The organism is Bacillota bacterium (genome assembly GCA_040755295.1).
In the GTDB taxonomy this organism is placed as follows: Bacteria; Bacillota; Desulfotomaculia; order Desulfotomaculales; family Ammonificaceae; genus SURF-55.
Map to the genome: position 1 here is coordinate 212,328 of JBFMBK010000002.1, position 23,151 is coordinate 235,478.

Annotated in this window: 24 protein-coding genes and 2 pseudogenes; 8 read left to right on the top strand and 18 right to left on the bottom strand. The window is 56.1% G+C overall.

The window, feature by feature from the left end; translation table 11 throughout:
- Positions 1–453: 453 nt before the first annotated feature.
- Complete coding sequence (locus tag AB1500_02895) at positions 454–939, bottom strand: hypothetical protein (protein ID MEW6182113.1); 486 nt, start codon at positions 937–939, stop codon at positions 454–456.
- 651 nt (positions 940–1,590) lie between these two features.
- Between AB1500_02895 and AB1500_02900 the strand changes: the two genes are divergently transcribed.
- The 3 genes from AB1500_02900 to AB1500_02910 are packed head-to-tail and all read left to right on the top strand — an operon-like array spanning position 1,591 to position 2,936.
- Positions 1,591–2,127 (top strand): RNA polymerase sigma factor, encoded by a 537-nt coding sequence (locus AB1500_02900; protein ID MEW6182114.1) that lies wholly within the window; start codon positions 1,591–1,593, stop codon positions 2,125–2,127.
- 40 nt (positions 2,128–2,167) lie between these two features.
- Positions 2,168–2,533 (top strand): hypothetical protein, encoded by a 366-nt coding sequence (locus AB1500_02905; GenBank protein MEW6182115.1) that lies wholly within the window; start codon positions 2,168–2,170, stop codon positions 2,531–2,533.
- Positions 2,505–2,936 carry a hypothetical protein gene (locus AB1500_02910; GenBank protein MEW6182116.1) on the top strand — a complete coding sequence of 144 codons (432 nt, stop codon included), beginning with the start codon at positions 2,505–2,507 and terminating at the stop codon, positions 2,934–2,936. The genes AB1500_02905 and AB1500_02910 overlap by 29 nt, the downstream gene beginning before the upstream one ends.
- 99 nt (positions 2,937–3,035) lie before the next feature.
- Here the strand turns inward: AB1500_02910 and AB1500_02915 are convergent, their stop codons facing one another.
- Together AB1500_02915 and AB1500_02920 are read right to left on the bottom strand one after the other, a co-directional pair.
- A complete protein-coding gene (locus tag AB1500_02915) occupies positions 3,036–4,835 on the bottom strand; it encodes a chloride channel protein (protein ID MEW6182117.1) in 1,800 nt (599 codons plus the stop codon).
- 233 nt (positions 4,836–5,068) lie between these two features.
- Entirely contained in the window at positions 5,069–5,455 is a 387-nt protein-coding gene (locus tag AB1500_02920) for a hypothetical protein (protein ID MEW6182118.1), read from the bottom strand.
- Between the two features lie 407 nt (positions 5,456–5,862).
- On the opposite strand from AB1500_02920, the gene AB1500_02925 reads away from it, so the two are divergent.
- Entirely contained in the window at positions 5,863–7,188 is a 1,326-nt protein-coding gene (locus AB1500_02925) for a radical SAM protein (GenBank protein MEW6182119.1), read from the top strand.
- Between the two features lie 131 nt (positions 7,189–7,319).
- Here AB1500_02925 and AB1500_02930 read toward each other — a convergent pair whose 3' ends face one another.
- The 11 genes and pseudogenes from AB1500_02930 to AB1500_02980 form a co-directional block, all read right to left on the bottom strand.
- Positions 7,320–7,649, bottom strand: coding sequence for a hypothetical protein (locus AB1500_02930; GenBank protein MEW6182120.1), 330 nt, complete (start codon positions 7,647–7,649; stop codon positions 7,320–7,322).
- A gap of 137 nt (positions 7,650–7,786) precedes the next feature.
- Positions 7,787–8,083: a PEP-utilizing enzyme gene (locus AB1500_02935; GenBank protein MEW6182121.1), complete on the bottom strand. Its 297-nt coding sequence runs from the start codon at positions 8,081–8,083 to the stop codon at positions 7,787–7,789.
- Between the two features lie 4 nt (positions 8,084–8,087).
- On the bottom strand, positions 8,088–9,083 hold the full coding sequence (locus tag AB1500_02940) for a hypothetical protein (GenBank protein ID MEW6182122.1): 996 nt from the start codon (positions 9,081–9,083) through the stop codon (positions 8,088–8,090).
- An 84-nt stretch (positions 9,084–9,167) separates the two neighbouring features.
- The gene (locus AB1500_02945; GenBank protein MEW6182123.1) at positions 9,168–9,830 is read right to left on the bottom strand and encodes a PEP/pyruvate-binding domain-containing protein; all 663 of its coding nucleotides are present in this window, start codon (positions 9,828–9,830) and stop codon (positions 9,168–9,170) included.
- A 46-nt stretch (positions 9,831–9,876) separates the two neighbouring features.
- Positions 9,877–10,212, bottom strand: a pseudogene (locus AB1500_02950) (PEP/pyruvate-binding domain-containing protein).
- Positions 10,209–10,463, bottom strand: a complete 255-nt coding sequence (locus tag AB1500_02955; GenBank protein MEW6182124.1) for a hypothetical protein — start codon at positions 10,461–10,463, stop codon at positions 10,209–10,211. Before AB1500_02955 ends, AB1500_02950 begins: the two are co-directional and overlap by 4 nt.
- A gap of 12 nt (positions 10,464–10,475) precedes the next feature.
- The gene (locus AB1500_02960; GenBank protein ID MEW6182125.1) at positions 10,476–10,658 is read right to left on the bottom strand and encodes a hypothetical protein; all 183 of its coding nucleotides are present in this window, start codon (positions 10,656–10,658) and stop codon (positions 10,476–10,478) included.
- Between the two features lie 18 nt (positions 10,659–10,676).
- Positions 10,677–11,141, bottom strand: coding sequence for a radical SAM protein (locus AB1500_02965; protein MEW6182126.1), 465 nt, complete (start codon positions 11,139–11,141; stop codon positions 10,677–10,679).
- A gap of 12 nt (positions 11,142–11,153) precedes the next feature.
- A pseudogene (locus AB1500_02970) lies at positions 11,154–11,357 on the bottom strand (cobalamin-dependent protein).
- Positions 11,358–11,372: 15 nt separating this feature from the next.
- Positions 11,373–11,516: a hypothetical protein gene (locus AB1500_02975; GenBank protein ID MEW6182127.1), complete on the bottom strand. Its 144-nt coding sequence runs from the start codon at positions 11,514–11,516 to the stop codon at positions 11,373–11,375.
- A 52-nt stretch (positions 11,517–11,568) separates the two neighbouring features.
- On the bottom strand, positions 11,569–12,177 hold the full coding sequence (locus AB1500_02980; protein ID MEW6182128.1) for a TetR/AcrR family transcriptional regulator: 609 nt from the start codon (positions 12,175–12,177) through the stop codon (positions 11,569–11,571).
- Between the two features lie 204 nt (positions 12,178–12,381).
- Here AB1500_02980 and AB1500_02985 point away from each other — a divergent pair, with 204 nt between their 5' ends.
- Positions 12,382–12,939, top strand: coding sequence for an exonuclease domain-containing protein (locus AB1500_02985; GenBank protein MEW6182129.1), 558 nt, complete (start codon positions 12,382–12,384; stop codon positions 12,937–12,939).
- Between the two features lie 144 nt (positions 12,940–13,083).
- On the opposite strand, the gene AB1500_02990 is transcribed toward AB1500_02985, so the two are convergent.
- From AB1500_02990 to AB1500_03000, 3 genes are all read right to left on the bottom strand, one after another.
- Positions 13,084–14,523: a stalk domain-containing protein gene (locus AB1500_02990; protein ID MEW6182130.1), complete on the bottom strand. Its 1,440-nt coding sequence runs from the start codon at positions 14,521–14,523 to the stop codon at positions 13,084–13,086.
- Positions 14,524–14,938: 415 nt separating this feature from the next.
- Positions 14,939–16,735: a stalk domain-containing protein gene (locus AB1500_02995; protein MEW6182131.1), complete on the bottom strand. Its 1,797-nt coding sequence runs from the start codon at positions 16,733–16,735 to the stop codon at positions 14,939–14,941.
- 350 nt (positions 16,736–17,085) lie between these two features.
- Positions 17,086–17,769 carry a TetR/AcrR family transcriptional regulator gene (locus AB1500_03000; protein MEW6182132.1) on the bottom strand — a complete coding sequence of 228 codons (684 nt, stop codon included), beginning with the start codon at positions 17,767–17,769 and terminating at the stop codon, positions 17,086–17,088.
- Positions 17,770–17,911: 142 nt separating this feature from the next.
- Between AB1500_03000 and AB1500_03005 the strand changes: the two genes are divergently transcribed.
- The 3 genes from AB1500_03005 (at position 17,912) to AB1500_03015 (ending at position 22,296) form a co-directional block, all read left to right on the top strand.
- Positions 17,912–18,622 (top strand): ABC transporter ATP-binding protein, encoded by a 711-nt coding sequence (locus AB1500_03005; protein ID MEW6182133.1) that lies wholly within the window; start codon positions 17,912–17,914, stop codon positions 18,620–18,622.
- A complete protein-coding gene (locus AB1500_03010) occupies positions 18,616–21,009 on the top strand; it encodes an FtsX-like permease family protein (GenBank protein ID MEW6182134.1) in 2,394 nt (797 codons plus the stop codon). Before AB1500_03005 ends, AB1500_03010 begins: the two co-directional genes overlap by 7 nt.
- A gap of 120 nt (positions 21,010–21,129) precedes the next feature.
- A complete protein-coding gene (locus tag AB1500_03015; GenBank protein MEW6182135.1) occupies positions 21,130–22,296 on the top strand; it encodes an efflux RND transporter periplasmic adaptor subunit in 1,167 nt (388 codons plus the stop codon).
- Between the two features lie 36 nt (positions 22,297–22,332).
- On the opposite strand, the gene AB1500_03020 is transcribed toward AB1500_03015, so the two are convergent.
- Positions 22,333–23,133 carry a transposase gene (locus AB1500_03020; GenBank protein MEW6182136.1) on the bottom strand — a complete coding sequence of 267 codons (801 nt, stop codon included), beginning with the start codon at positions 23,131–23,133 and terminating at the stop codon, positions 22,333–22,335.
- Positions 23,134–23,151 lie beyond the last annotated feature (18 nt).

A 23,151-nucleotide genomic window follows, 5' to 3' on the forward strand; every position in this document is an offset into this window, starting at 1 on the left:
TGACACCAGAACCTCAAGCGCCCCCTCGTTATAACATGCATCTTTCATAACCCATACCGCCGTGCTTCGCACCCTGGCACGACCGGGCTGTATGCGGGAGGTAAGCCCCCTGCGGGAAGAGGTCCACTGCCATTGTGTCGAATAATTGGTATTTATGGAACCCCTTTCTTAATTATAGCCTCGCCCGACCCGCCCGCCAATAGAATTTTAACGTGTAACCCGGTGTTTATTTACGATAACGAATCTCGGACGGCTTAACCTGCCTAACAAGAAAATGTCGGCAAAATCCACCCTGCTTCGACCTACCCGTAAAGGCCCGGGAACGCCTAAGCTTTTTAATTCAGACCTTTATCTATCTGTAGCAAGGTAAAAGCAAGAAAACCCGGTTCTGGGCAAGGCCTGACCGGGATTTTCGGCTAACAGTATAAGAGGCTGTTGCTGCGGGGTAAGAAGTTAAAGCAAATCAAAAAAACGACTGTACTTTTTTACGTAAGCGGTCTTTGCCAAATACAACAACTCGTCCGCGGCCCGTCCCAGACGCGCCCATTGTCGCGGCGGTTCGGTCAGCCAGCATAAAAGCCCCCCGGCTGCGGATTCATCGAAAAACACCCCGTATAAGGTTCCGCCCGGCCCGCCCATGACTTCTCTTGTTAACGGCTGCTTGCGGGCATCACCGATGAGTTCAATAATTTTCAGGGCGCGTTCGTTAGGGACCACCCCCTCCCATTCTTCCTGCTCGGCGGCTTCATAGTTTGATTCATTCTCTCCGTCAAAGACGTACTCGCGGGGGAGAAGGTCCAAACGGTCTTTGGGCGCCGGTCTCCGGCAAATTATACGGCAACCCGGGGTTCCGTCCGGCAGGACGCGATTCTCGAATTGCAGGAGCAGCGATGGGCTGTACGTCGGCGATACAATAACGCCCATTAGAAAACTTCTCATTCCGGTATCTCTCCCAGTTGGTTGACTAACTGACTGATTCTAATTATAGCACCTTTTAGTTTAAACACCGCATTTCCCGAAGGATAACAGGTACACCCGGTTCGAATTCATTTCGCGTCAACCCGGTTTTATGGAGCCTGAATAAGAAGTAAAGTCGGTGACGCCTGTCACGGCGTGATTGATGAAAATCACAAACCAAGTATTTCCGACGCCTTATTCTTTCAGGAAACCCTCCGTCTCTTCGCGCTTACCAGGACGATTATGAACCCAACACAAAAACTTATCACAAAAGAGATAATTGCCGTTGATGCCGGGTGTTGAACCACCAGTTGTTGCAACACTGACACAAGAGCCTCCTTGCCGCCTGTCCGGCTTTAGCATTTCGCCCATATCTATTTTTAACCCCTGTTGTACCAAAATAAACCGCACCGGGTTAAAAATATACCAGTATAAGTCTGGCGAGGTAAATATTAGCTACAAAGGTCGCTCCCGCCCACCCCTTAAAACCGGCCGGCAGCAACGTAATTACGATTAAGAAACCGTTCCGGCTCACGTTTAACATCAATCGTCGGGGTGCGACATGCTGCACGCGCCGGTTTTATAAACACCTTTTTCTTCAGCCTTTCGGTCAGGAACACACCGGATTCAACAATGGAAAACTCGCCGTATAGAACCTGTGCTTACTCTGTGGAGAGGGGAGTCGACATAGAAAGGGTTGATTTAGTAAATAGCCGCAAAGACAACCTTCACGACTTCGATAATCTCGTCGCTCAACACAGCGACAAAGCGCTGCGCATCGCTTACCTCATTACTGGCAGCAGAAAGGCCGCCGAAGACGCGGCCCAAGAGGCGTTTGTCAAATTCTACGGTGAAATCGGACTTCGGCGCTCAGCGGATGTCTTTGAGCCCCGTTTTTACGAAATACTGACCGGGTTAAGCCGGCGGTCAGCCGGCGGATCTTCAGACGGTATTAACGATAATGAAACGCATCGGTTTATCAGATCGGCGCTGGTAAAACTCCCGGCCGCTTTACGCACCGCGGTCGTCCTTCATTGCAACGGTTTTTCAATCAAAGAAATCGCTGTGATCCTCAAGTGCCGGGAAGGCGCCGTTAGGTCCCGGCTGAACCGCGCCTACAAACAACTGGTCAACGAAATGAAACTCGCGCCGGCAAGGATAACTGATTGAAGCCGTTACGACATATGACACTATAAAGGAGTGCGGACTGATGAGGCGCTTACGGCTTGACGAGCGACAGGTCGACACACCCGCGGGTGAAGCCCCGGTGATCGAGCATACACTGCCATATGTTCCGGCCGTGAGAACGAAGGATAATATCGACCGGCAAGAAAAGGGGGGAACAATCCTTCACGAAACGTTCAAAAACCTGCTTTTACGTCAGCGGCGTTGGAAAAAAGCAACGGCAGGAGTCCTGGGCGGCGTACTGTTCGTGGGAGTCTTTGCCGCCGGCTTTTCTACGGAAGCGCAGACCTGGGCAAAAAATACGGTGGCCAGGGTTTTCGGACTCCCACAGGTGAATGAAGCCTATCAAGGCGCGGACCCCGATGGCAATAAAGGAGGACCAGGCTTCTAGGCACACAGCGGCAAAAGGCATGGAGACCCTCTTCGGTTTACCGTTCCGCCTGCCCGATTACCTGCCCCGGGGCTACGAATTGACGACCATGTCGGGCGATGAACCAAGTACTACGGTTAACGGGAAAACGGTGGGAAGCTTCAAAACGGTCGAAGCGTTATGCGAGGCAGCCGGCAACAGGATGCTGCATCTATTCGTCTCCGACAACAAGCAGTTTCTCAAAGCCGGAAAGGTACTGCGACAGGTTAAGGTCGCAGGTAAGGACGCCGGATGGGCCGAATACTCCGTCGTATCATTTAACGGCGGCGGCCGGGAGGATAACGGTATAGCATACATCGTATCAAACGACAGCGGCGAACTGACCCTTAACGAGATGCTCAGGGTCGCCGGATCGATCTATTAAAAATCGCATAATCTGTAACTTTAACCCTGTAACTTTAACCGTAAGCTTTGAACTTTGAACATACCTAAAGATCCATCACCCTAAGCTCTAAAAACGAACTCAATACCCCGCAGATACGTTCCCGCCCGCACGGCTTTTTCTCACCCTGCTGCGGTATGCCCTAATTATATCGTGGCGCCGTAATATTCCGACTAATTGATAGGCTTCTTCCCTGCTCACAACGGGGATGCGGCCGTAATCTTCTTCGGCCGCCTTCAGTACCTTATCCAGGAACTGATCGGGATAAACAACGAAGGGCGATTTGGTGGCGATGTCGCCGACGGTAAGCTCTTTTTCCCTGCCCAACGACCGCTGAACATCCGCATACGCCACAATCCCTGCCAGCAAACCCTTTTCATCTACCACCGGGAAACTGTGGGATCCCGCATTCTGAAAGAGCGTAAGGAACTCTTCCATGCGCATCGTCGAAGGCACCACGGGAAAGTCCCGCGTCATCGCTTCCTTCACGGTTATCGTCCGCATAACGTCGGCCAGCTCTCCTTGCTCAATGTCGACTCCCCGGCGCCTTAGTTTGAGCGTATAAATGGTCTCGCGCATTAAGGCGCGGGTGAATACCGTGCTGATCACCACCGTCATCATCAAGGGAAGGATGATGGCGTAATCTCTGGTCATCTCAAAAATGATCAGTATTGCGGAAAAGGGAGCGCGGGCCGCTCCGGCAAAAACCGACGCCATGCCGACGATACCGTAAGCCCCGGCAGGTGCGGTGATGGAGGGGAAAAGACTATGGACAACCGCGCCTAAAGCGCTTCCCAGCATAGCGCCGATGAACAGGCTTGGCGCGAAGACCCCGCCGCTTCCGCCGCTGCCTATTGTCAACGAGGTGGCCAGTATCTTCAGCAGGCACAGCGCCAGTAGCACACCGAACACTATTTGCCCGGACAATGCCTTCGTAATGCCTTCGTACCCCACTCCGAAGAGGTCATGGCTGTACAGTCCGATAACTCCTATTGCGAGACCGCCCAATACCGGTTTGATATATTCGGGCATCTTGATGGATTTGAACAGGTCCTCGAAACTATACAGCGTGCGGATAAACGCAAAGGCGGCAAGGCCGGCAAGGACCCCGAGTATCACGTAGAAAAAGAATTCCCACCCGCTGGTAATGCCGAAGTGCGGAACAGCGAATGCGCGATTATCTCCGAGGAATACCTGCGATAAGAAGTCGGCGGTAACCGCGCTTATTATGACATAGGCGAACTTTCGCGTAATAACGGTTCCCAAAATAACCTCAAGCGCGAAAAAAACCCCGGCGATGGGGGCGTTAAAAGTAGCGGAAATACCGCCTGCGGCGCCGCAGGCAACAAGGGTTTTCACAGTCTCGTCCGGAAGCCTCAGCCACTGACCGATAGCCGAACCGACTGCCGATCCGATTTGCACGATGGGGCCCTCACGCCCGACGGACCCCCCGCTCCCGATGCAGATCGATGACGCCAGCGCTTTCACGACCGCTACGCGGGGGCGTATCCTGCCGCCTTTCAGCGCCACCGCCTCCATCACCTCCGGTACACCGTGTCCCTTTGCCTCGCGGGCAAAGCAATAGACGAGGGGTCCTACCAGCAACCCACCCGCCGCGGGTATTAGGATAACGTAGAACCGTCCAAGGAAAGATAAGACGTGGCGCCCTCCGTCGAAAAAAAGGCCGTGGAAACCGCCTATCAGCCATCGGAACGCTACCGCCCCCAAAGCCGCTGCAACCCCGACAACGACGGCCAGGAGGAATCCTTGCGCCGCTTCGGACGTCTTCAGCATCAATATAAAGGATGTAAGGGAAAACGACCCGCGGATCAACGAACCATCGGCTTTAATATTGTTTTTGTCTGCACCCTGTGTTGGCAAATTACCTCCAGGTTTATGTCCTAACGAAAATTGTATTTTAACCGACAAAGATGACGGGCGAACCTAAATTCCCCATAAATTTAAGTCTACTCTTCTGTTTTGTTCATGGCAAGACAGTTATTATGTACTGTCAAGGAAATCCTATGGTGTCTTAAAAAAACATACTACTTAAAACCCGACAGGTTAACCGAGGCTTTATGCTATACCATATGCGAACCGCGCAGACTATTTCCCTATCCCTGCAGCCGGTAAAAAACATACGGCGCCGCGGTGATCCATAAGAGAACCAGAACCCACAGACGGCCTGCAAAAAGGTTGTAGTCGCGCAACAGCCTTTGCCATGAATGCCCTGCAACGTAATGTCCGAAGAGGAACTCGAACACAACCGTAAGCGCCAGCCAGACGAGCCCGACGGCAAGCGCCATTCCCACCGATTCCAGCGGCCAAACGCGCGTGACTCCCCAAATATAAACCCCGAACACCAGGAGCCCGGTGACGGTTGAAACCTGGTGCGCGCGTAATTCGCCGATGCGCTTCCCATACCATCCTTCGCGAAGCGCCCCGTTGAGGACGGCTATCAGCACCATCGGTATCCATGCGAGCGCGTATTTCACCAACACCTGATAATCACTTCCCTCTCACGTACCTTTGCTTCACATCAAGCATAGGATGAAACGGTTACATATATGCAAAAGAGTACCATAAACGGAACGCGGCGGGAAGTAATACAGATGCGTTGCTTATCGCAACGCCCTCCGAAAGAAGCATTCTCAGAGGAGCCACCCATGCCGCGCTACGGCACAACGAAGAATGAAAACAAGGTCCCGAAGCTGTGGTGCTTAGTAGCAGTAACGTAGAACGGACGAAACGTTGTGAGAAGTGACGCAGGGCAAGGAAGAACGTTGGAGACGAACCGGAGTGTACATAGAGGTACATAAGGGTTTTTGGCTCCGACCGGCTGACGCAGCAATGCGATGCTTATCGCAACGCCCTCCGAAAGAAGAAGTATTTTATAAGGAGGACATGCATGGATTACCACGACGTCTTACTGATAAACCCGCCCTCAAAAAAGAAGGAGATCTATGAACATCTCGGTTTAGGCTACCTGGCGGCCTGTCTCAGAAAACACGGCATCAGTGTTAGGATTTTAAATACGACCTACCTGACGGTACCCCAGGCACTGACTGAGATCAAGGGATGCAACTGCAAGGTGCTGGGTGTCAGTATACCCTTTCAGCAAAGCGGGAATCTCGCCGTGCAGCTCATCTCCCGGCTTAAAAAGGACGGGGTTGACGCCCATGTGACGATCGGCGGGATATTCCCCACTTTTTCATATAGAGAAATAATGAGCATGTATCCGGAGATAGATACCGCGGTCCTGGGTGAGGGTGAAGAGACTTTTGTCGAACTCGTCAAAGCCATACTCAACGGTAAAGACTGGCGGCGGGTGAGTGGGATAGCCTGCCGCGACAATGGTGAAATCATTGAAACGGAGCCGAGACCGCTGATAAGAAACCTGGACACGATACCCTTCCCCGAACGCGATCTTTTGCCGGAGGTGCTTGCGAAGACAAACTTCGCCCCTATGCTCACCTCGCGCGGATGCTACGGCAGGTGCGCCTTTTGCAGCGTTGTCCCGTTTTTCTTGAAGTTTGGGCCTAAATACAGACTGCGCAGCAGTAATAACGTGATGGAGGAGCTGGATATCCTTTATAACAAATACAACGTAAGAAATGTCGAATTCAACGACGCCAACTTTATCGGGGGCAAAGGCCGCGGTTTAAAACGGGCCGGGGAGATAGCCGAGGAAATACTGAAAAGGAACATGGACCTGCGTTTTTCTATCCAGTGCAGGCCGGACGATGTGGACGAGGAAATGTTCGCGGTTTTGAAAAAAGCGGGGCTGAGTAAAATCTTCCTTGGCATCGAATCCGGGTCGCAGTCGCAGCTTGACCGGTTCCGGAAAGACACGACGGTGGAAGAGAACCTCAAGGTGCTGGAGGTGTTGGCGAAACTCGATCTGATTGTGTTCATGGGGTTCATCACCCTGGACCAGGAAACGACCCTGCAGGAAGTCGACGAGAACATGTCCTTTGTTCGCAAGGCGGATAAGATTATGCCAAAGAAAAGGCTCTACTACGACCTGGCGGCAAAGCTCATCCCTCTCGCGGGGACGGAAGCGGAAAAAAAGATGAAGGACTCCGGCAGGTATATCGGCCATTCCCTGAGGTTCACCTATAAGATGAATAATCCGCGGTTGAACAGTGTTTATAAGTCGCTCGCATTATCCGACCACTTCCGGAGGATGGAAAGAGAAGCAAGGAATTACGACAGGGACTGGATGATGAGGTAGCGACGGTACGCTGTAACGGGCGGGGTTTAGTTACAAACAAACAGGACACGTGATGCGTCCTGTTTGCTGTTGTCAAGCTGTTTTGAAACACTTTCTAAGGAAACCCGTTCCCGTCTTTTTCAGCCGCGCGGTCAGCCGTTTCTACGTTTTTTCTTCGCGGCTTCGCCAGTTTTTTCATCAACCGTGATCCCGAAAAAGTTCCGCAGCAATAACTCCAGCAGGTAGTTCAACCGGTCGATCCGCGGCCCGACGTCGCCGGCGCCGGGAGCGCCGGGCCTGCCGGATCCGGGAAAAGGCCTGCCGAACACCGGCCTGCCGCTCGCCTCCTTGCCGCTCGATCCCGGTTTTAAACCGAACCCCGGCCAGCCGAAGAAACCCAATCGCCCGCCGGAGCCGGCCCGTTTGCTTCCCTCTTTTCGTGTACTGCGCGGAGCATATCTATTTTGAACATTTTTCAACACTTTCCGCGGCCTCCTTTATGTTTTAACAAACGCTTTGGCCCTATAATATGTCATCTCCCGTTCCGGGGTTCCTTTTTCCCGGCGTACCGTTATATTGTCAGGAGGCCCCGGCCAAGTTACATATTACCGTGTAATCCTTAATCGCTTCGCGCTTCAGCGTCGCTTAATACCGTTACGATACCCCGCCCGCCGTCGACAAACACCCGGTCGCCGGTTCGTAGGCGCGTGGTGGCGTCGCCGCATCCCACAACCGCGGGAATACCCAGTTCGCGGGCAACGACGGCGGCGTGCGAGAGCGGCGCTCCCACGTCGGTTATTACCGCCGCCGCCCGGGGGAATAGCAGCGTCCAGGCTATGTCCGTCTGGGAGGCGACCAGGACCTCGCCCTTTTGCAGCCGGGCTCCTTCCTCCGGGCTGTCAAGGACCCGGACCACTCCCTCAACCCGGCCGGCAGAACCCGCCGAACCGTTTATTACCTCGCTTTTCGCGGCGCCGGAATCGTAATCGGAGACGGCGCCGTAAGCGTCGTAGATATCGCAGCGCCGGTTTGGATCCTCCGCCCACTGGAAAGGGTCGAAACGCGCGGATGATCGACGGGTAGGCGGGCAAGGCCAGGTATCTGCGGTAAGTTTCTTTCCTAGCGGGGATATACTTTACCGCGTCCGTGCCGCCCGACAGAGCGTTCAGCACCTCCTCGACGGTCAGAAAAAAGATATCGTCCCCAAGGCCCGTCAACTCACCGGCGCGGAGGGCGAAGGCACGGGCGACCGAGCGGTCGCGCACGTACTCGGAACGGACGGATTCGCGCAGGCGGCCCCGCGGGGCCACCTCACCGATACGGCGCCGCATCGATCGTGCCTTCCTCGGGTGTTTTTCCCGGAAACGTTCCCACGCGGCGGCAAACTCCGCGCGCTTATCAGACAGCAGAGCCTCTACGTCAACCGGCGACTCCCGAAAACGTGCCAGTTGTTCATCCAACCAATCCGGCTTCTCCGCCGGACGAGGGACGGACAGCTCGAACTCGTCCGGCCCCCGGTGACCGTACAGGGCTATATACTCCGCACGGTCCATCTCCCCGCGCGCCATCCCGGCTATCCCCAGGACCGGCCCGAGACTTGCCGGCGGGCCTGAGCCGTCTCCCGTATCCAGGCCGCTGTTCAGGCCGGATATAAGCGCATCCGCGTCATCCTGCCCGACCAAACCGGTCGGCTCGCGACGCAGCTTCATCGTATGATCCGTAAAATGAGCCACGCTGCCCATTACGCTCCAGACACTGTGTGTCAGGTGGGGTTTAATCTCTTTGTTCCACAGAGATTTCAGTTCCGCCTTCGTTGTCGCGTTCTGGATCCTTTCCCGCATCCCCCCGCACCACTCCGGATTTCCCGCGATAAACCCGGGCAGCGCTTTTACCGCTTTATTCTGCTTAATTTGCATTCTCACAAGATTGAGAAGAATAGGAATAGCAGCCCGTTTTGGCAAGGGAACCATCGGAATTTCCTTTTCCCCGGAATCCGTGTGTTACAACGTGCCTTCCAGCACCTGCAGGATATCTTTTCTTTTCCTTCCCAAAGCCCGTAAAACCGAGGCAAAAACACTTATATTGAGATACGGCCTGCCGCCGATGTTGCCGGAAGCCCGGTACCCGGGCAGGAACGTCCACGATTCGAATACCAGTTGAAGCACGGTCCAGGATAAAGGGGTCATCACCCGAGATACGGCTTCGCCGAAATTAACGTTTGTCCACAAGTATTCGCCGGTCACGCTGTCATTCCACGCGCCGGTGGCGGGATTGTGCCCGGTCAGCGTCGTGATCGGCCGGGACTGCAGCACGTACAGCTTGCCGCCGGCGACAGACCATTCGATGTCCTGCGGGCAGCCCCGATCCTTCTCCAGCCGGCCGCCCAGTCTGTAAAGCCTGCCCGCAAACCGCTTCAGTTCCGGCGGTCCGTCATAGCGGCATCTTCGCAGAATACCGTTTGAACGCACCAGTTTGAATGTATGAGGATCGTCCCGGCCGGACACCAGTTCTTCGCCCGGCCCGTAAATGAAGTTGCCGGTCATTTCCTTGCGACCGCCGGTAACCGGGTCCGCCGTAAACAGGACCCCCGAAATATCCGCCCGGACCAGCCGCTGCACGACGACGGCCATATCGTGGACCGCGTCGATGCCTCCTCGCCTCACTGTAAACCTGCACCCTTTCACTGCGCCGTGACCGGCGCACGCTTTCGACCGCCCTCAGTACTTCATCGTCGGTGCGAACGTCCAAAACCGTTAGGAACTGACCGGCGAAGGAAGCCGCGGATGAATCCTCGCACAGCGCGGATGAACGGACGGCAAAGGAAGCCTCGCCGCCCGCCCTGCGCATCCGGCCCAGACACGCCTGGACCTGCGTCCAGGCCTCCGGTATCAGCCCGTCGTTATCGAAGGCCGCCGGCATTATTACGAAACCGTCGGGAACCGGGTAGCCCTCCCGGTAAAGGCGCGCGAGCGTTCCGCCCTTACCGCCGGCCGGACTACTATGCTCGGCCTTTAATTCGCTGAAAAAACAAACCGGGCTTTTCATCGCGAGCCCCCTGCAATTGCGCCGAATACATCCTGCTTAAACTCGTTGAAGCTCGCCATAAGATCTTTCAGCGCCGACAGCCTGCGGCCTCTTCCGTACTTACTTATGACCTTTAAATAATCGAACGGGGTGGCTATTCTTGAATACATTTTTACGTACGCTTCATAAAACTCTTTAAGAGGCATTTTTGTAGGCAAAACGGCGTGGACAAGGTCGTACAACTCCGGTTTTTCTGTGGTTAAATCGTTCACCCTGTCCGCATACTATTCTGTTCCCGGCAAAGGCGTTAAGATTGTTATCCCGATGGAAGCCGGCTTGAGCCGCCGGATATAAGAGGCAAAATCCTTGAAAATCTTTGCCGCTTCCTCCTGCTGCTCCACGGTTATGCCCTTTTTCAAGTCCCTCAAACGCTCGTCGGTGAAGCTCTCGAAACCTATATACGCCATGTCTAATCCGATGTTTTTTCATTTGGCGAACAGGCCGGGGTGTTTAACGATGGTGTCCACCCTAGCGTAAAGGAAATACTTTTTCCTTATGCCTGCCTCCTTAATCAAGTCCGCCAATCTATCCATCCTTCGCCAATCACACATCGACTCATCATCGCAGAAAAACACATATTCTTCCTTAATGGCATTTAACTCCTCGATAATCTTTTCCGGCCGGCGCTGCAGATACCTTCCGCCGGTAATCGCCCAGAGGGCGCAGAAACTGCAACGCCCCACGCATCCCTGCGAAGTGCGAATGGAGGCGATGGGTCTCATCCACATGCTGAAGTACGAATTCCTGTATTTTGAAGTCGGGGAACGGTCCGGAAAAGGAAGGGAATCCAAACTCGGGTGCGGCATTGCTTCCGTCAAAAGCATCTCGTGGCCGGGAATGCCCAGTCCCGGAATACCTTCAAAGGATTGACTTTCTTCAAGACGTTTCATTACCTCCCTCAGCGTTACGATTCCCTCGCCCCGGACCACCAGATCGATATCCGGGCAATTGTAATCTTCAGGCTTAACCGTCGCATGATGCCCTCCGACTATAATAAACACGCGCGGCTCGATGCGCTTCAGCCCGGCGGCTATTCGCTTGACGATATTCAGGTGAGTCGTATAACCGGTCAGCCCCACAACATCGGGTCTGAAAGAGCGGAACGCGGATTCATAGTCAGGCTACAAACGGGCGTCGAGTAAAACCACCGCGTGTTTTTCCTCTTTCAGCGCGGCCCCGAGGTACTCCAGACCCAACGGTTCATGCAGGAACAGTTTATCCATAAACTTGCTGCTGCTTGGCGATTCTATCAGCATTACTCTCACGGAATACGGCCTCCTACTCGTTTTTTGGTGATTGAATGAAATCTTTTTGGCCTTACTTGTTTCTTGTCACGTCCTGGACCAATGCCCGCAGCGCCCAGGTCAGCGCATCGGCCGTCGCTTCGGCGCTGAGCCCGAACCGCTGCCTGAGGACCGCCCAGGTCAGAGAACTGTGAAGGTGGCTGATTATCGCCGCGACCTGTCCGACGACCTCCGGTTCCAGGCGGGGAGCGCTTTCCGCAACCATTTTCTTATACTCCTCATCCCGCCGGTGCCTGCTTTGGGGTTGAATATTACTGGCCGCCAGGGCCATCGTGAAGGCCTGCAGGACGGTCGCATTCTCCTCGAACGTCGCTACCGTCTTTCCCGCAAGGGCAGGAATCTGGTTCAGCGAGAGGGACATGAAAAAAATGCCCGGTCCCGCGACCTCCGCGGCCAGTTCATAAAGGGACTCGAGGAGCGATTCCCGCGTCGGGAAGTAGCGGTAGACCGAACCGTAGGAAACGCCGGCGCGGTCCGCCACGTCCTTTACGCTGAAAGAAAGGATGCGGCCTTCCTTGATAATCGCCGCCAGCGCCTCCATGATCCGATACCGGGTATTCTCCTGCTGTTGGCGCCGCAGGGGACTCGTGTAGGAGCGACGGTTGAGTTTTTCTTCGGCCATTCGGTTTCCTCCAATTTAGATAATTACTGTATTCTACCTATATTAAATAATGACATTCTTTAGCGAAATGTCAATAGCAAAGATGAAGTTTCTGGTTATCTTTTAAGAAAGAAGGTTTGGAAAGGAGAAGACAAACCGCGGTCGAATAATCTTTACATGTCGGCCTGTGCAAAAAAAGCCTAAGGTTTTCGGAAGGACACGATTATGGAGTTCGTTGCCGTCGACTTCGAAACGGCGAACCAGACAAGGGTGAGCGCCTGCGCGATCGGGCTCGTCGTGATGCACAAAGGGACGATCCTGGAACGGGCCGCCTATCTTATCCGCCCTCCCGAGTTGCGCTTCAGCCGGTTCAACATCGCCATCCACGGGATCAGAGCGGAAGACGTGATTGACAAACCCTGTTTCAATGAACTCTGGCCGGAATTGAAAGGTTACTTCGAAGGAAAAACCGTCATCGCCCACAACGCGGCTTTTGACCTGAGCGTTTTAAGGAACACCCTCGACACCTATAACATCGCCTATCCCGATTTCAACTGTCTGTGCACCCTGTCCATCTCGCGAAGGATCTGGCCGCACTGGCCCACACACCGTCTCGATTATGTCGCCGGTCAGTTAGGGATTGTATTTCAACACCACAATGCCCTGGAGGACGCGCTTGCCGCCGCCGAAATCGCCCGAAAAGCCTGCCTCGCAGCCCGCGCGGGCTCGTTAAAGGAGCTTGTGAGCCGTCTGGGGATCACGCCGCGCCGACTCGGTCCTTGAATCTCCCTGCAAGAAAAAGTTCAGCCGGCCGCCACAAGTATTACCCCGTAAAAGCAAAAGGCCGCGTTCCCGCAGCCTTTTGCTTCCGTAGAACAACCGGCGGTTACCTCGGATAAACAGGCGCCGCCGCTCTCCGTATGTTTCCTAATCCGCGTAGCAGAGCCCCTCAAAAACGTCCTCTGTGGTTAACTGCGTGCCGCTGATGGTATTGTATCCTTCGTAGGCAAACCAGCCTCTCATCCCTTCAGAGTTCTCCACCAGGCACCAGCCTTTGTCGTCGCTGCCGACAAGCACCGCCTCTTCGCCCGGTATTAATACCACTCCCGTTATTCCGCCAGCGCGTGATTTTTGCAGCGCGAGCTCCCGTTTCACCCTTACCTTATGATTCATTTCATACAGTTCCTGCGGTACCCTTTCCAGCAGGTGCGTCCCCGACAGTCGGTAATAATCGGGGTAGAACCAGGTATGGATTGTCGCCCCTCTTGTTTTCGTTTCCACCGTTCCGGAACCGTCGACCTTGAGAAAAGTGCTTGCAGAGCCTTCAACCCTGCCCATCGATACGATCCGTTCGCCGTCATAGTAGTAGAAAGCGGTCGCGTAGTCGTCGCTCGGGCCTGATTCGCTTACGGTTATCTCTTTCAGCTTGTCTTTGGAATCGACGTCGACGATTTGACATAAACCGTCCAGGTTGTCGCCTTGCCCCGTCACAGAAAGATTGTTGACGTTCAGGGTATAACTTTCCCCACCCTCGAGACAGTTGAACTTAATCGTGTCAAGTTCGCCGTCCCCGTTCAAATCAAACCGGCAGGCCTCCCCCGTCCCTCTGGCTGTCGCCATGCTTTCGGGCGAGGAAACCGTCACCGTGACCTCGAAGGTCTTCAGCGGCATGACGCTCTCCCACGGGCGGAGGTAAACCAGCTCCATTTCCGTCACGCCCGCAGCGTCGGCCCTGAACCGCAGGGTTATTGTGCCGCCGGAACCTATAAGCCCCGTTTCCGGCTGGAACATAGGCTCGCAGACCTGGCGGAGGACCGCCGCGTCAACCGCTGCCATCCAGGTGTACCCCGTCGTCGGATTCCCGTCCAGGGCCACCTCCAGAAAATCCCCTTCCTTAAGCTCCACGCTGCCGCCGTCGTCCGCTTCGGTCAGACTGACCGCCGCCTCCAGACCGCCGCCGGTCACCGTAACCGTCTGCGTGTCGCCGTCCCAGTTCACATCTGCGCCCAGCGCCTCGGACACGAAGCGAAAAGGCACCAGGGTTCGCCCGTTAACGATCTTCGGGGGAACGTCAAGCTCCACGCGCGTACCGCCGGTATAAGCCGCCGTAATACCTATGGTTACCGCCACCGTCGTTTGCGCTTTGGTGATCGTGACGGTCCGCGCCGCCCCGTCCCACTGCGTCTCCGCGCCGAGTGCCGTTGCAACGGCCCTTAGCGGCACCAGCACCCGTCCCTGTTCGATTACCGGCGGCTGATCGAGAATCAACGTCATATCGTCCACCACGACACTCGGCGCGGCGTATGCAGAGCCCGCCGCCGCAAGCATCATCACCAACACCGCAGCCATCACGGCTGTTTTCCGCATGTTATCCCTCCTTGAAAATAAGCCTTCTCTCGCAAGACGCGTAGTAAGCAACGCATTGCTGCACCACTTCTCGTCGCGTTCCGTGTATGCTACTCTTCTGCAGCTAAGCAACACGCTTACGGGTTATGTTTTCAGACCTTGGCGCATCAACACAAAAACTAGAGCTAACACCTCCCCGCTAAACCAAGATCAGAGCGGGGCTCACCGCGCCCGCCCTCTTCATTCGACTGCAAACCGCTATCTTTTAAACACCATCAGGGGCTGAAAAGTAACACCTCTTTTACTCTTTTAAAAATATTTCCTTTACCGTACCCGCAAAGCGTCCAGAGCGCGAACGATCTTTTAATAAAAAGAGCCGGCTTGCCGGCTCTCTTCGATTATACTGTCATCCCGTTCGGGGGCAGCCGGGTGCGGATTAGTCTCCCGTTCCCCCCGGCGCGGCAGCAGGACCCATTATCATAACCTCTTGAGAAGTCGCGTCCCAGTCCACCTTACAGCCCAGGTTTTCCATTATAAACCGAAGGGGAAGCATCGTCCTTCCGGGCGGGACCACCACCGGCGTCACCTTAGCGTTTTCCGCGTCGATCGACTTGACGGCCCCGTTAACCATGGCCGTGCTTTTGCCCACCCACAGCTCGATGGTCTTGTTGCCGGACTTCACAGTAGCCTTCTTCTGCGCGGGGTCCCAATCGACCGCCGCCCCGAGGGCTTCCGCGACGTACCTCACGGGAAGCAGCGTCCGGCCCTCCCTGATGAGAGGCGCCGCATCCATCGTCCTCGGCGCATTATCCACGTAAAACGTAAGCTTGTCGATGCTGAAACGCACGAACACGTTTTCCCCTATTGTATACCCGTAGGTTGCTTCCGCCTCGTTTGAATACAACGACTCGCCGTAACTGTTGAACGCGCAGACCCTGTAGCGGTATTGACTTGAAGGCCAGAGGCCTGAAGTGTCGGTATATTCGGCCGTATTGGCGCCCACCTCCGCGATCTCCTCGTAGTCGCCTCCGCCGAAATGTCTTTTCCTCTCGACCTTGAACCCTTCTTCGTTCCAGGCGTTGTCGGTCCAGCTCAGCTTGATCCCCGTTCCCAGAAGGGTGGCGGCCATGAGGTTCGACGGCGGCTTCGGACGGGCGGTTATTATCACTGTCTCTTCATCGCCGGCGTAAAGGTGCGACCTGCCCGAACAACTGTCCCACCATTCGACTTTGATCCAGGCCGGTTTCCAGCCGAACCCGGAGGGGACCTGCCACAGAAGCTCCCCCGCCGCCGGATTTTGCCGGCAGGCCAACTCGCGCCACAGGTACGGGACCCCGTCCCTGTCCGCCCAGATCGTTCCCTGTTCCGTATCCGATCCCGTACTGAAAAGGACCTGAACCTCCCCGGGGGAAGAACCCGACGCCCCCGACGCTTCCCATGCTATAACCTGCCAGCTGCCGGGCAGCCAGTACGCGTCGTGCTGCGGAAGCGTAATCTGGATCGACCGCGGTTCCGGAGCGATGGTAAATTCGGGGCTGATCACGAAATTGTATGAGTCGCCCTCACAGGCCGGCGCCCAATGGGCGAGTATCTGAGCCCTGCCGGTGTTTACCGGCGTGCCGTCTATTTCGTACGGGACCGTCCACGCGTAGCTGCCTGTTTTATCGCCGCATCCAATAGACCTCCAGCCGTCCGAGGGGTTCAGGCGGTATGAGAAGCGGACCTTGCCGCCGGCAGGCGCGGGCGATGTCGTATACGTTATCGTGTATCCGGATCCGGCGATCACGGTCTCGCCGGCCGAAGGGGAGGTTACGGCGATAGTCGGGGTTGTTATGGAAAAAGTGTCGCTCACATCGGAAGCGAGTACGTTGGAAGAACCGCAGTCGCCCACCCACTCCGCCTTGATCTGGGCGTTGTCGGTGTGGACCGGCGGTACGGTCCAGGAGTAGTTTCCTATCAAACTGTACGACATGTCCACGCACCCTATGTAGGTCCAGAAATCTTTGGTGCCGGTCCGGTAGTATAACTTGACCCAGCCAGTCGGTTTGCTGTTTGTTGTGGTCACCGTTATAGAATTAGTAGTCTCAGCCGCCCAGACGGTGCTTCCGTTGGGTTGGGCGATGTCTATGTTATAAACCGGAACAATGTAGATGGCCTCGGCTTTCCCGGTCAACCCCATTCCTGCGAACAACAAGCCGCACAGCAAAGACAGGATAATCAAGCATGGTTTCATAAAATCTCCTCCGACAAAATTTGCATAATAAATTCGCGCAGCGGAAGCGGAAAACCTTCCTCTTTGAGAAGATTTACGTGTCCCTGATGCGTCCGGCGGATTCGTTCGTGCTTTTGGGGGTTGGAGGCGGAGGGTCGATGAAGAGATGAAACACAGCGCGGCTTTCAAGTTTCCTACAACCGTCATTGTCAACAGAACATTATTATGACAATCTAAGACAGGGAGAAAGGGCTGCCAAGGGGTGAAGGACCGTTCATTCCGAGCCTAAACGGCCGGCTGCCGTGGTCCTTAAGGTGAATTGTACGGAAGCCCGCCTGAAAAATCCTGAAAAATACACCCGTACAGGGGAGTCACTCCCCGGGGGGTGTTTCGGGGCGCGGTTTGGCGTACTTCAGGACGGGTTCAGTAAAATTCAAGGAACCTTTTTCAGCGCCCAGGATCCGCTCGAAGACCTCCTCGTAAAACGCGAGTTTCCTTTCCAACACGCCGGCGCCCTGGGGCTCCAGGATGCACTGGGCCAGCTTGGATTTCATGATCATCGACATGTGAATGAACAGTTCCGCCGTCTCTTCGGGCGAAGAGGTCCTGAAAACGCCCTCCTTAACGCCCTGCTCGATGATCCTTTGGTACAGCCGGTGCGCCGACTCAATCATGTTTACGAAGATGGTGCGGATGAGCTTGAGGTTCTCCTCCCGGGACAGGATTTTAAGGAACATCGTCTGTTCCTTATCATAAGCGGAATTGTACTCTGCAACCTGCGATACCATGGCGTTAAGCTTTTCGACGGCGTTTAAGTTTTCGTCGGCCGCGATGTTGTCGGCGATTTCCATCGCTTTTGCGGTGTATTCCTTGCCGATCGTCCCTAAGACCTCGTCCTTGGAGGCAAAGTAATAGTAGAACGCTCCTTTGGAGACGCCGACCCGGTCGATGATGTCGTTGATGGAAGTATTGTCGTAGCCCTTTTCGTAAAACAGCTCGATCGCTGCGTCAAGCAGTTCCCGTTTTCGCACGTCACCGTCTTTCGAGATCCACAATGATGCGCACACCCCCCGCTCCATTTGACCGCAGGTACATACCGACGGTAGGTATTTACTTACTGTAGGTATTTTATTATGATATTGGTTGTAGGGTCAACCAGATAATTAACCGGAAAAGCTTGTTTTAAGAGGCGGGAGTATGAACGAACGGACCGTAATTAAAATGGACCGGGTCACGAAGACCTACATCATGGGCGAGGTCGCCGTTGAGGCCTTGAAGGATACCTCGCTGGAGATTTTCGCGGGGGAACTGCTGGTAATCCTGGGCCCCAGCGGCTCCGGCAAGAGCACGCTCTTGAACATCATCGGCGGCATGGACTCGCCCACCAGCGGACAGGTTTATGCGGGCGGGGAGGAGCTCAGCAGCGCGAGCGAAGCGCGGCTCACCCGCTTCCGGCGCAACGAGGTGGGTTTCGTGTTCCAGTTTTTCAACCTGATCCCGGACCTCACCGCGCGGGAGAACGTGGAACTCGCGGCCAACCTGACCGAGAACCCGCTGTCGGCGGAAGAAGTCCTGGAGGAAGTCGGCATGCGCGACAGGATGGACCACTTCCCCTCCCAGCTCAGCGGGGGCGAGCAACAGCGGGTCTCCATCGCGCGGGCCGTGGTGAAAAACCCGCGGTTGTTGATCTGCGACGAGCCCACCGGCTCGCTCGATTACAAGACCGGCAGGATGATCCTGGGCCTGCTCGCCAAGATCAACCGGGAGCGGGGAAGCACTGTGGTCATCGTCACGCACAACGCGCCCATCGGCGCGATGGCCCACCGGGTCGCGCGCATGAGCAGCGGCAGAATCGTGGAGATGGGCGAGAACCCGGCCCCGGCCTCGCCGGAAGGGATTGAGTGGTAGTGCGGGTCCTTACGAAAAAGCTGTGGCGGACGGTCCGCAGCACGCGCGGGCAGTTCCTCGCCGTGACGGCGGTGGTGATGGTGGGCATCATGGTCTATATTTCCATGGCCACCACCGCGGGCAACATGACCCGGTCGAAGGACGCGTTCTACCGGGAGCATAATTTCGCGGACCACTACTTTCACGTGATCAAGGCCCCGCAAGGGGTCTTGAGACGGATAGAAGCGGTCCCGGGCGTCGTAAAGGCCACCGGGCGCATCCAGAAGGACGTGCCGGTGATCAAGGATAACGGCGACCGGGCGACGGCGCGCCTGACCAGCTATCCCCTGCCCATGGCGGGCGAAGTCAACAGCCTGCGACTGCTCACGGGCCGCCTCTTCGCGAAATATCCCGAGGGCGGCGCTGCCGAGGTGCTGGTGGACCCGAAGTACGCCGAGGCCAACGGCCTGGTCCCCGGCGATACGGTGACCGTCGCGGCGGAGGGCAGGCAGGCGCCGCTCACCGTCGCGGGTACCGCGACCAGCCCGGAGTTCATTTACATTATTAAGGATGCGGCCAGTTTTATTCCGGAGCCGGAGACTTTCGGCATCTTCATGGCGCCCCACAATCAGGTGGAGCAAATCCTGAACCTTTCGGGGCAGATCAACCAGGTGCTGGTGAAGACGGCCCCGGGTGCGGACGATAAAAAAGTCGCGGCCGCGGTCAAGGACATCCTCGCGCCTTACGGCAACCTGGCGGATTATCCGCAGAAGGAGCAGTTGAGCGCCTCCATTCTCGAGGGCGAACTGAACCAGTTGGCGGTTTCGGCTTTTTTCCTGCCGTCCATCTTTCTGGGGATAGCGGCGCTGATTGAGTTCGTCATGCTGGGGCGGATGGTCAAGACCCAGCGCCTGCAGATCGGGACCATGAAAGCCATGGGGTACGGCAACCTTCAGCTTATGCTGCACTACGCCGGCTACGCCGTAATCGTGGGCTTTTGCGGGGCGCTGGCGGGTTCGCTCCCCGGCGTCCTGCTGGCGTCGTCCTTTTCTCAGATTTACGCCACGTTCTTCAACTTGCCGGAGGTCGTCAGCGGCGTCAGCCCGCAGGCGCTGGTATATGGTTTTCTCTTGAGCTTGGGCGTGGGCGCCGCCGCCGGTATTGTCGCGTCCCGCGGTGTATTGGCGGTCCGTCCGGCGGAGTCGATGCGCCCAGAATCGCCGCGGAAGGTCGGCAAGGTCTTTGTGGAGAAATGGGCGCTGTGGCGGCGGCTGGACGCCACCTGGAAAATGAGCCTGCGGACCATTAACCGCAACCGGTTCCGGACCGCGGTAACGCTGGTGGGAGTGGTTTTCGCCGTCGGGATGCTCGTGGTTTCGATGTTCAGCAGGGACATGATGACCTACATGCTCGACAAACAGTTTTACCAGGACCAGCGGTACGACTATTTCATCCACTTCACCGGCCCGCTGCGGGAAGCTGAACTGACGGCCGTCTCGCGCCTGGACGGGGTGGTTAAAACTGAACCGGTTTTCGAAGCGCCCGTGAGAATACATTATAAGGGCCGTTCCCAAGAGGAACTGCTGATGGGCATGCCGCCGGACGCGGGCATGAAGCGGTTGTGGAGCGACACCGGCCGCCCCCTGGCGCTCCCGGATGAGGGCCTGCTGCTCAGCCGGAGCACGGCGGCGAAGCTTGGGGCCGGCCCGGGTGACACGGTGCGGCTGGAGAGCCTCCTCGGCCTCGGCCCCACCCGCTGGAGCGCGCTGAAGGTTGCCGGCGTCGTGGAGGAGTTCGTGGGCGGCACCTCTTATACCACGCTGGCACAGGCGAACCGGGCGGTGCAGGAAAGCCGGCTGGTTACCGGGGCCATGCTGAAGGTGGACCCCGGCCGGTCGGCGCAGGTGGAAGCGGAACTGAAGGAAATGACCGGCGTTGCGTCCATCATGAGCCGTCAGAAGCTGTTGGACGGTTTTACGGAACAACTGGGCTACATGTACTACTTTGTGGTGATTATGGCGATGTTCGCGATCGTCCTGGGGTTCGCCATCGTTTACAACGCGTCGGTTATGAGTTTCGCCGAGCGCAAGCGCGAACTGGCTTCCCTGCGCGTCATGGGGTTTACCGTGGGGGAGGTCTCGGGTCTGCTGCTGAAGGAAAACCTGTTGCAGACGCTGACCGGGGTTGCGCTGGGCCTGCCCTTCGGGCGGTTCCTGGCGGACGCGTACATTTCGGCGATGATGCAGTCGGAAACGTATGCGGTGTATTCCTTCGCGGTGGTGGTCTACCCGGTCACCTACGTGCTGTCGGCCCTGGGGGGGATCTTCTTTATTACGGCGGCCTGCCGGCTGGTGTTGAAAAACGTGGGGAAGCTGGATCTGGTGGAGGTGCTCAAGACGCGGGACTAAAGGCGTTGCAAATACTTAGTATATAGAAGGTAGAATTCAGAATACAGAAGTTGTAATACAGAAAAGAAGAGTACAAAAAAGATAAAAGTCAGAAGAATGAAGAGTTTGGGAGGATAGGTTATGAAGCGGAAGACTTGGATCTACCTGGGAATCGCGGTCCTGGTGGTTGCGGGCATAGCTGCGGCGGCCGGCGCCCGTGGCGGCAAGGAATTAGAAACGGTGCGGGTGAAAAAGGGCAATATCGTCCGGGAGGTCGCTGACACGGGCTACGTGCAGGCGGCCGAAAGCTACGACCTGCACGCGACGCAGAACGCCAGGGTGGCGGAGGTCCCGGTAAAGGTCGGACAGACGATCGCGCAGGGCCGGTCGCTGGTGGTGTTGGAGAACCTTGACCTGGCCATGCAAATCGACGACGTGCGCTCCCGGCTGTCCCAAGCCGCCATCGCCGCCGAAGGCGCCCGCGCGGGTCTGGGGCGCGCCGAGGCTGAACTCCGGGACGCCAACGACAATCTTGCCCGCGTCCAGGAACTGCTCGAGGCGGAAGCCGCCTCCCAGCTTGAATACGATAAGGCGCGCCTCCAGGCGGAAGTCTGTGCGGAGAGCGTAAAAGAGTTGTCCTCGCAACTTGACGGGATCATCGCCCAAGGGGCCGGCCTTCGCAAGACCCTCGCTCAGCTTGAGGCCAAGGAACGCCAGCTTGTGGTCCGTAGCCCGCTCGCGGGAACTGTGCTGGACCTGCCGGTAAAGCAGGAGCAGGTAGTCGGTCCGGGGACCCTGCTGGCCATCGTGGCGGCGCCTGATCAATTGGAGGTCAAAGCGGACATTCTCAGTGACGACCTCGGCGAGGTTAAGACGGGCCAGCGAGCCGCCGTCACCGCCCCCGTTCTGGGTGATAAAACGCTGTCAGGTCATGTTGTTAAGATCTATCCCCGCGCGGAGGAAAAAACGTCGGCTCTGGGCGTTGTCCAACGCCGGGTGCCGGTCATTATCGCTCTGGACTACGCTGACGCTCTTAAGCCGGGCTATGAGGTGCGGGTGGCTATTGAGACCCTGCGCCGGGAGAATGTCCTGGTCTTGCCGCGGGAATCCGTGCGGACCTGGGAGGACGGCCGCAGAGAAGTGATAGCCGTGGTCGGCGGGCATGTGCGCTACCGGCTGGTCGAGACCGGCATCAGCGGTCAGAACAACATCGAAATCACCGGCGGCCTCAAGGCCGGGGACCTGGTCATACTGGACGGCAGTCTGGACCTGGCGGAGAACGCCAAGGTAGAACCCATGGGAAAATAGCCTCCGTTCCTCAAGTTCCCGGGGGCCGGTGGACTGTCAAGGGGACGGTTCTCCTGACAACACTGCAGCCGCCCTGCGAACAACTTCCCGGTTTATTCTTAACACAGCCGCTATGCGCCTCAAAGACAGGTCAGATTCTTTTCGCAGCAACCCTATTAGTTCATCCCGGTATGCCTTGTTCGCAGGCAGTTTCAGTTTTGCTATTTCTAACTTATGTTTTATTAAGTATTCGCCGATAACCGATTGTACGTTCTCCTCGGTAATGCGCTTTTTCTCCTTTACGTCAAGGAAGAGCCCCCCGGGCTCTTCTTGATGAAAATTCTTAAAATCGTCAACGGCTTTTTCTCTATTGTTGGAGAACATGCTCAATATCTCTTCTGCCGCGACCAAGCTCGTGTTGTCCTTGAAATATTCATGGTAACTGCTCCATGGATAGGTCTCTGTGCTGTCTATGCCTGCTTTTTCGGGATTTATATGAACGTACCGGATGGCCCCGAGCAAATAGGTGTCGTCTTCAACGCTTTCGCTCCGGTACCGGTCTTGGAATACATGTCCTATCCGTTTGTACTTTTTATTGAAATAGTAAGCGTAACTGGTCCCGATACGTTTGAGAGCCTTTGATAAAAGATCCTTTCCTTCCTTGAGAACTAATAGCAGGTGATTGTCCATTATGCAATATGCATAGACGGTAAAATGGTCGCCACCCTGCATCTCTGAAATGATGGCAATGATTCTGGCTTTATCTTCGTCATCAATAAACACATCTTGCCGGTTGTTTCCCCGCAGCATGACGTGGTAGGTTTGGGTTTTCGATAACATTCTGGCATGCCTTGGCATTTTATCACCTCTGCGGTG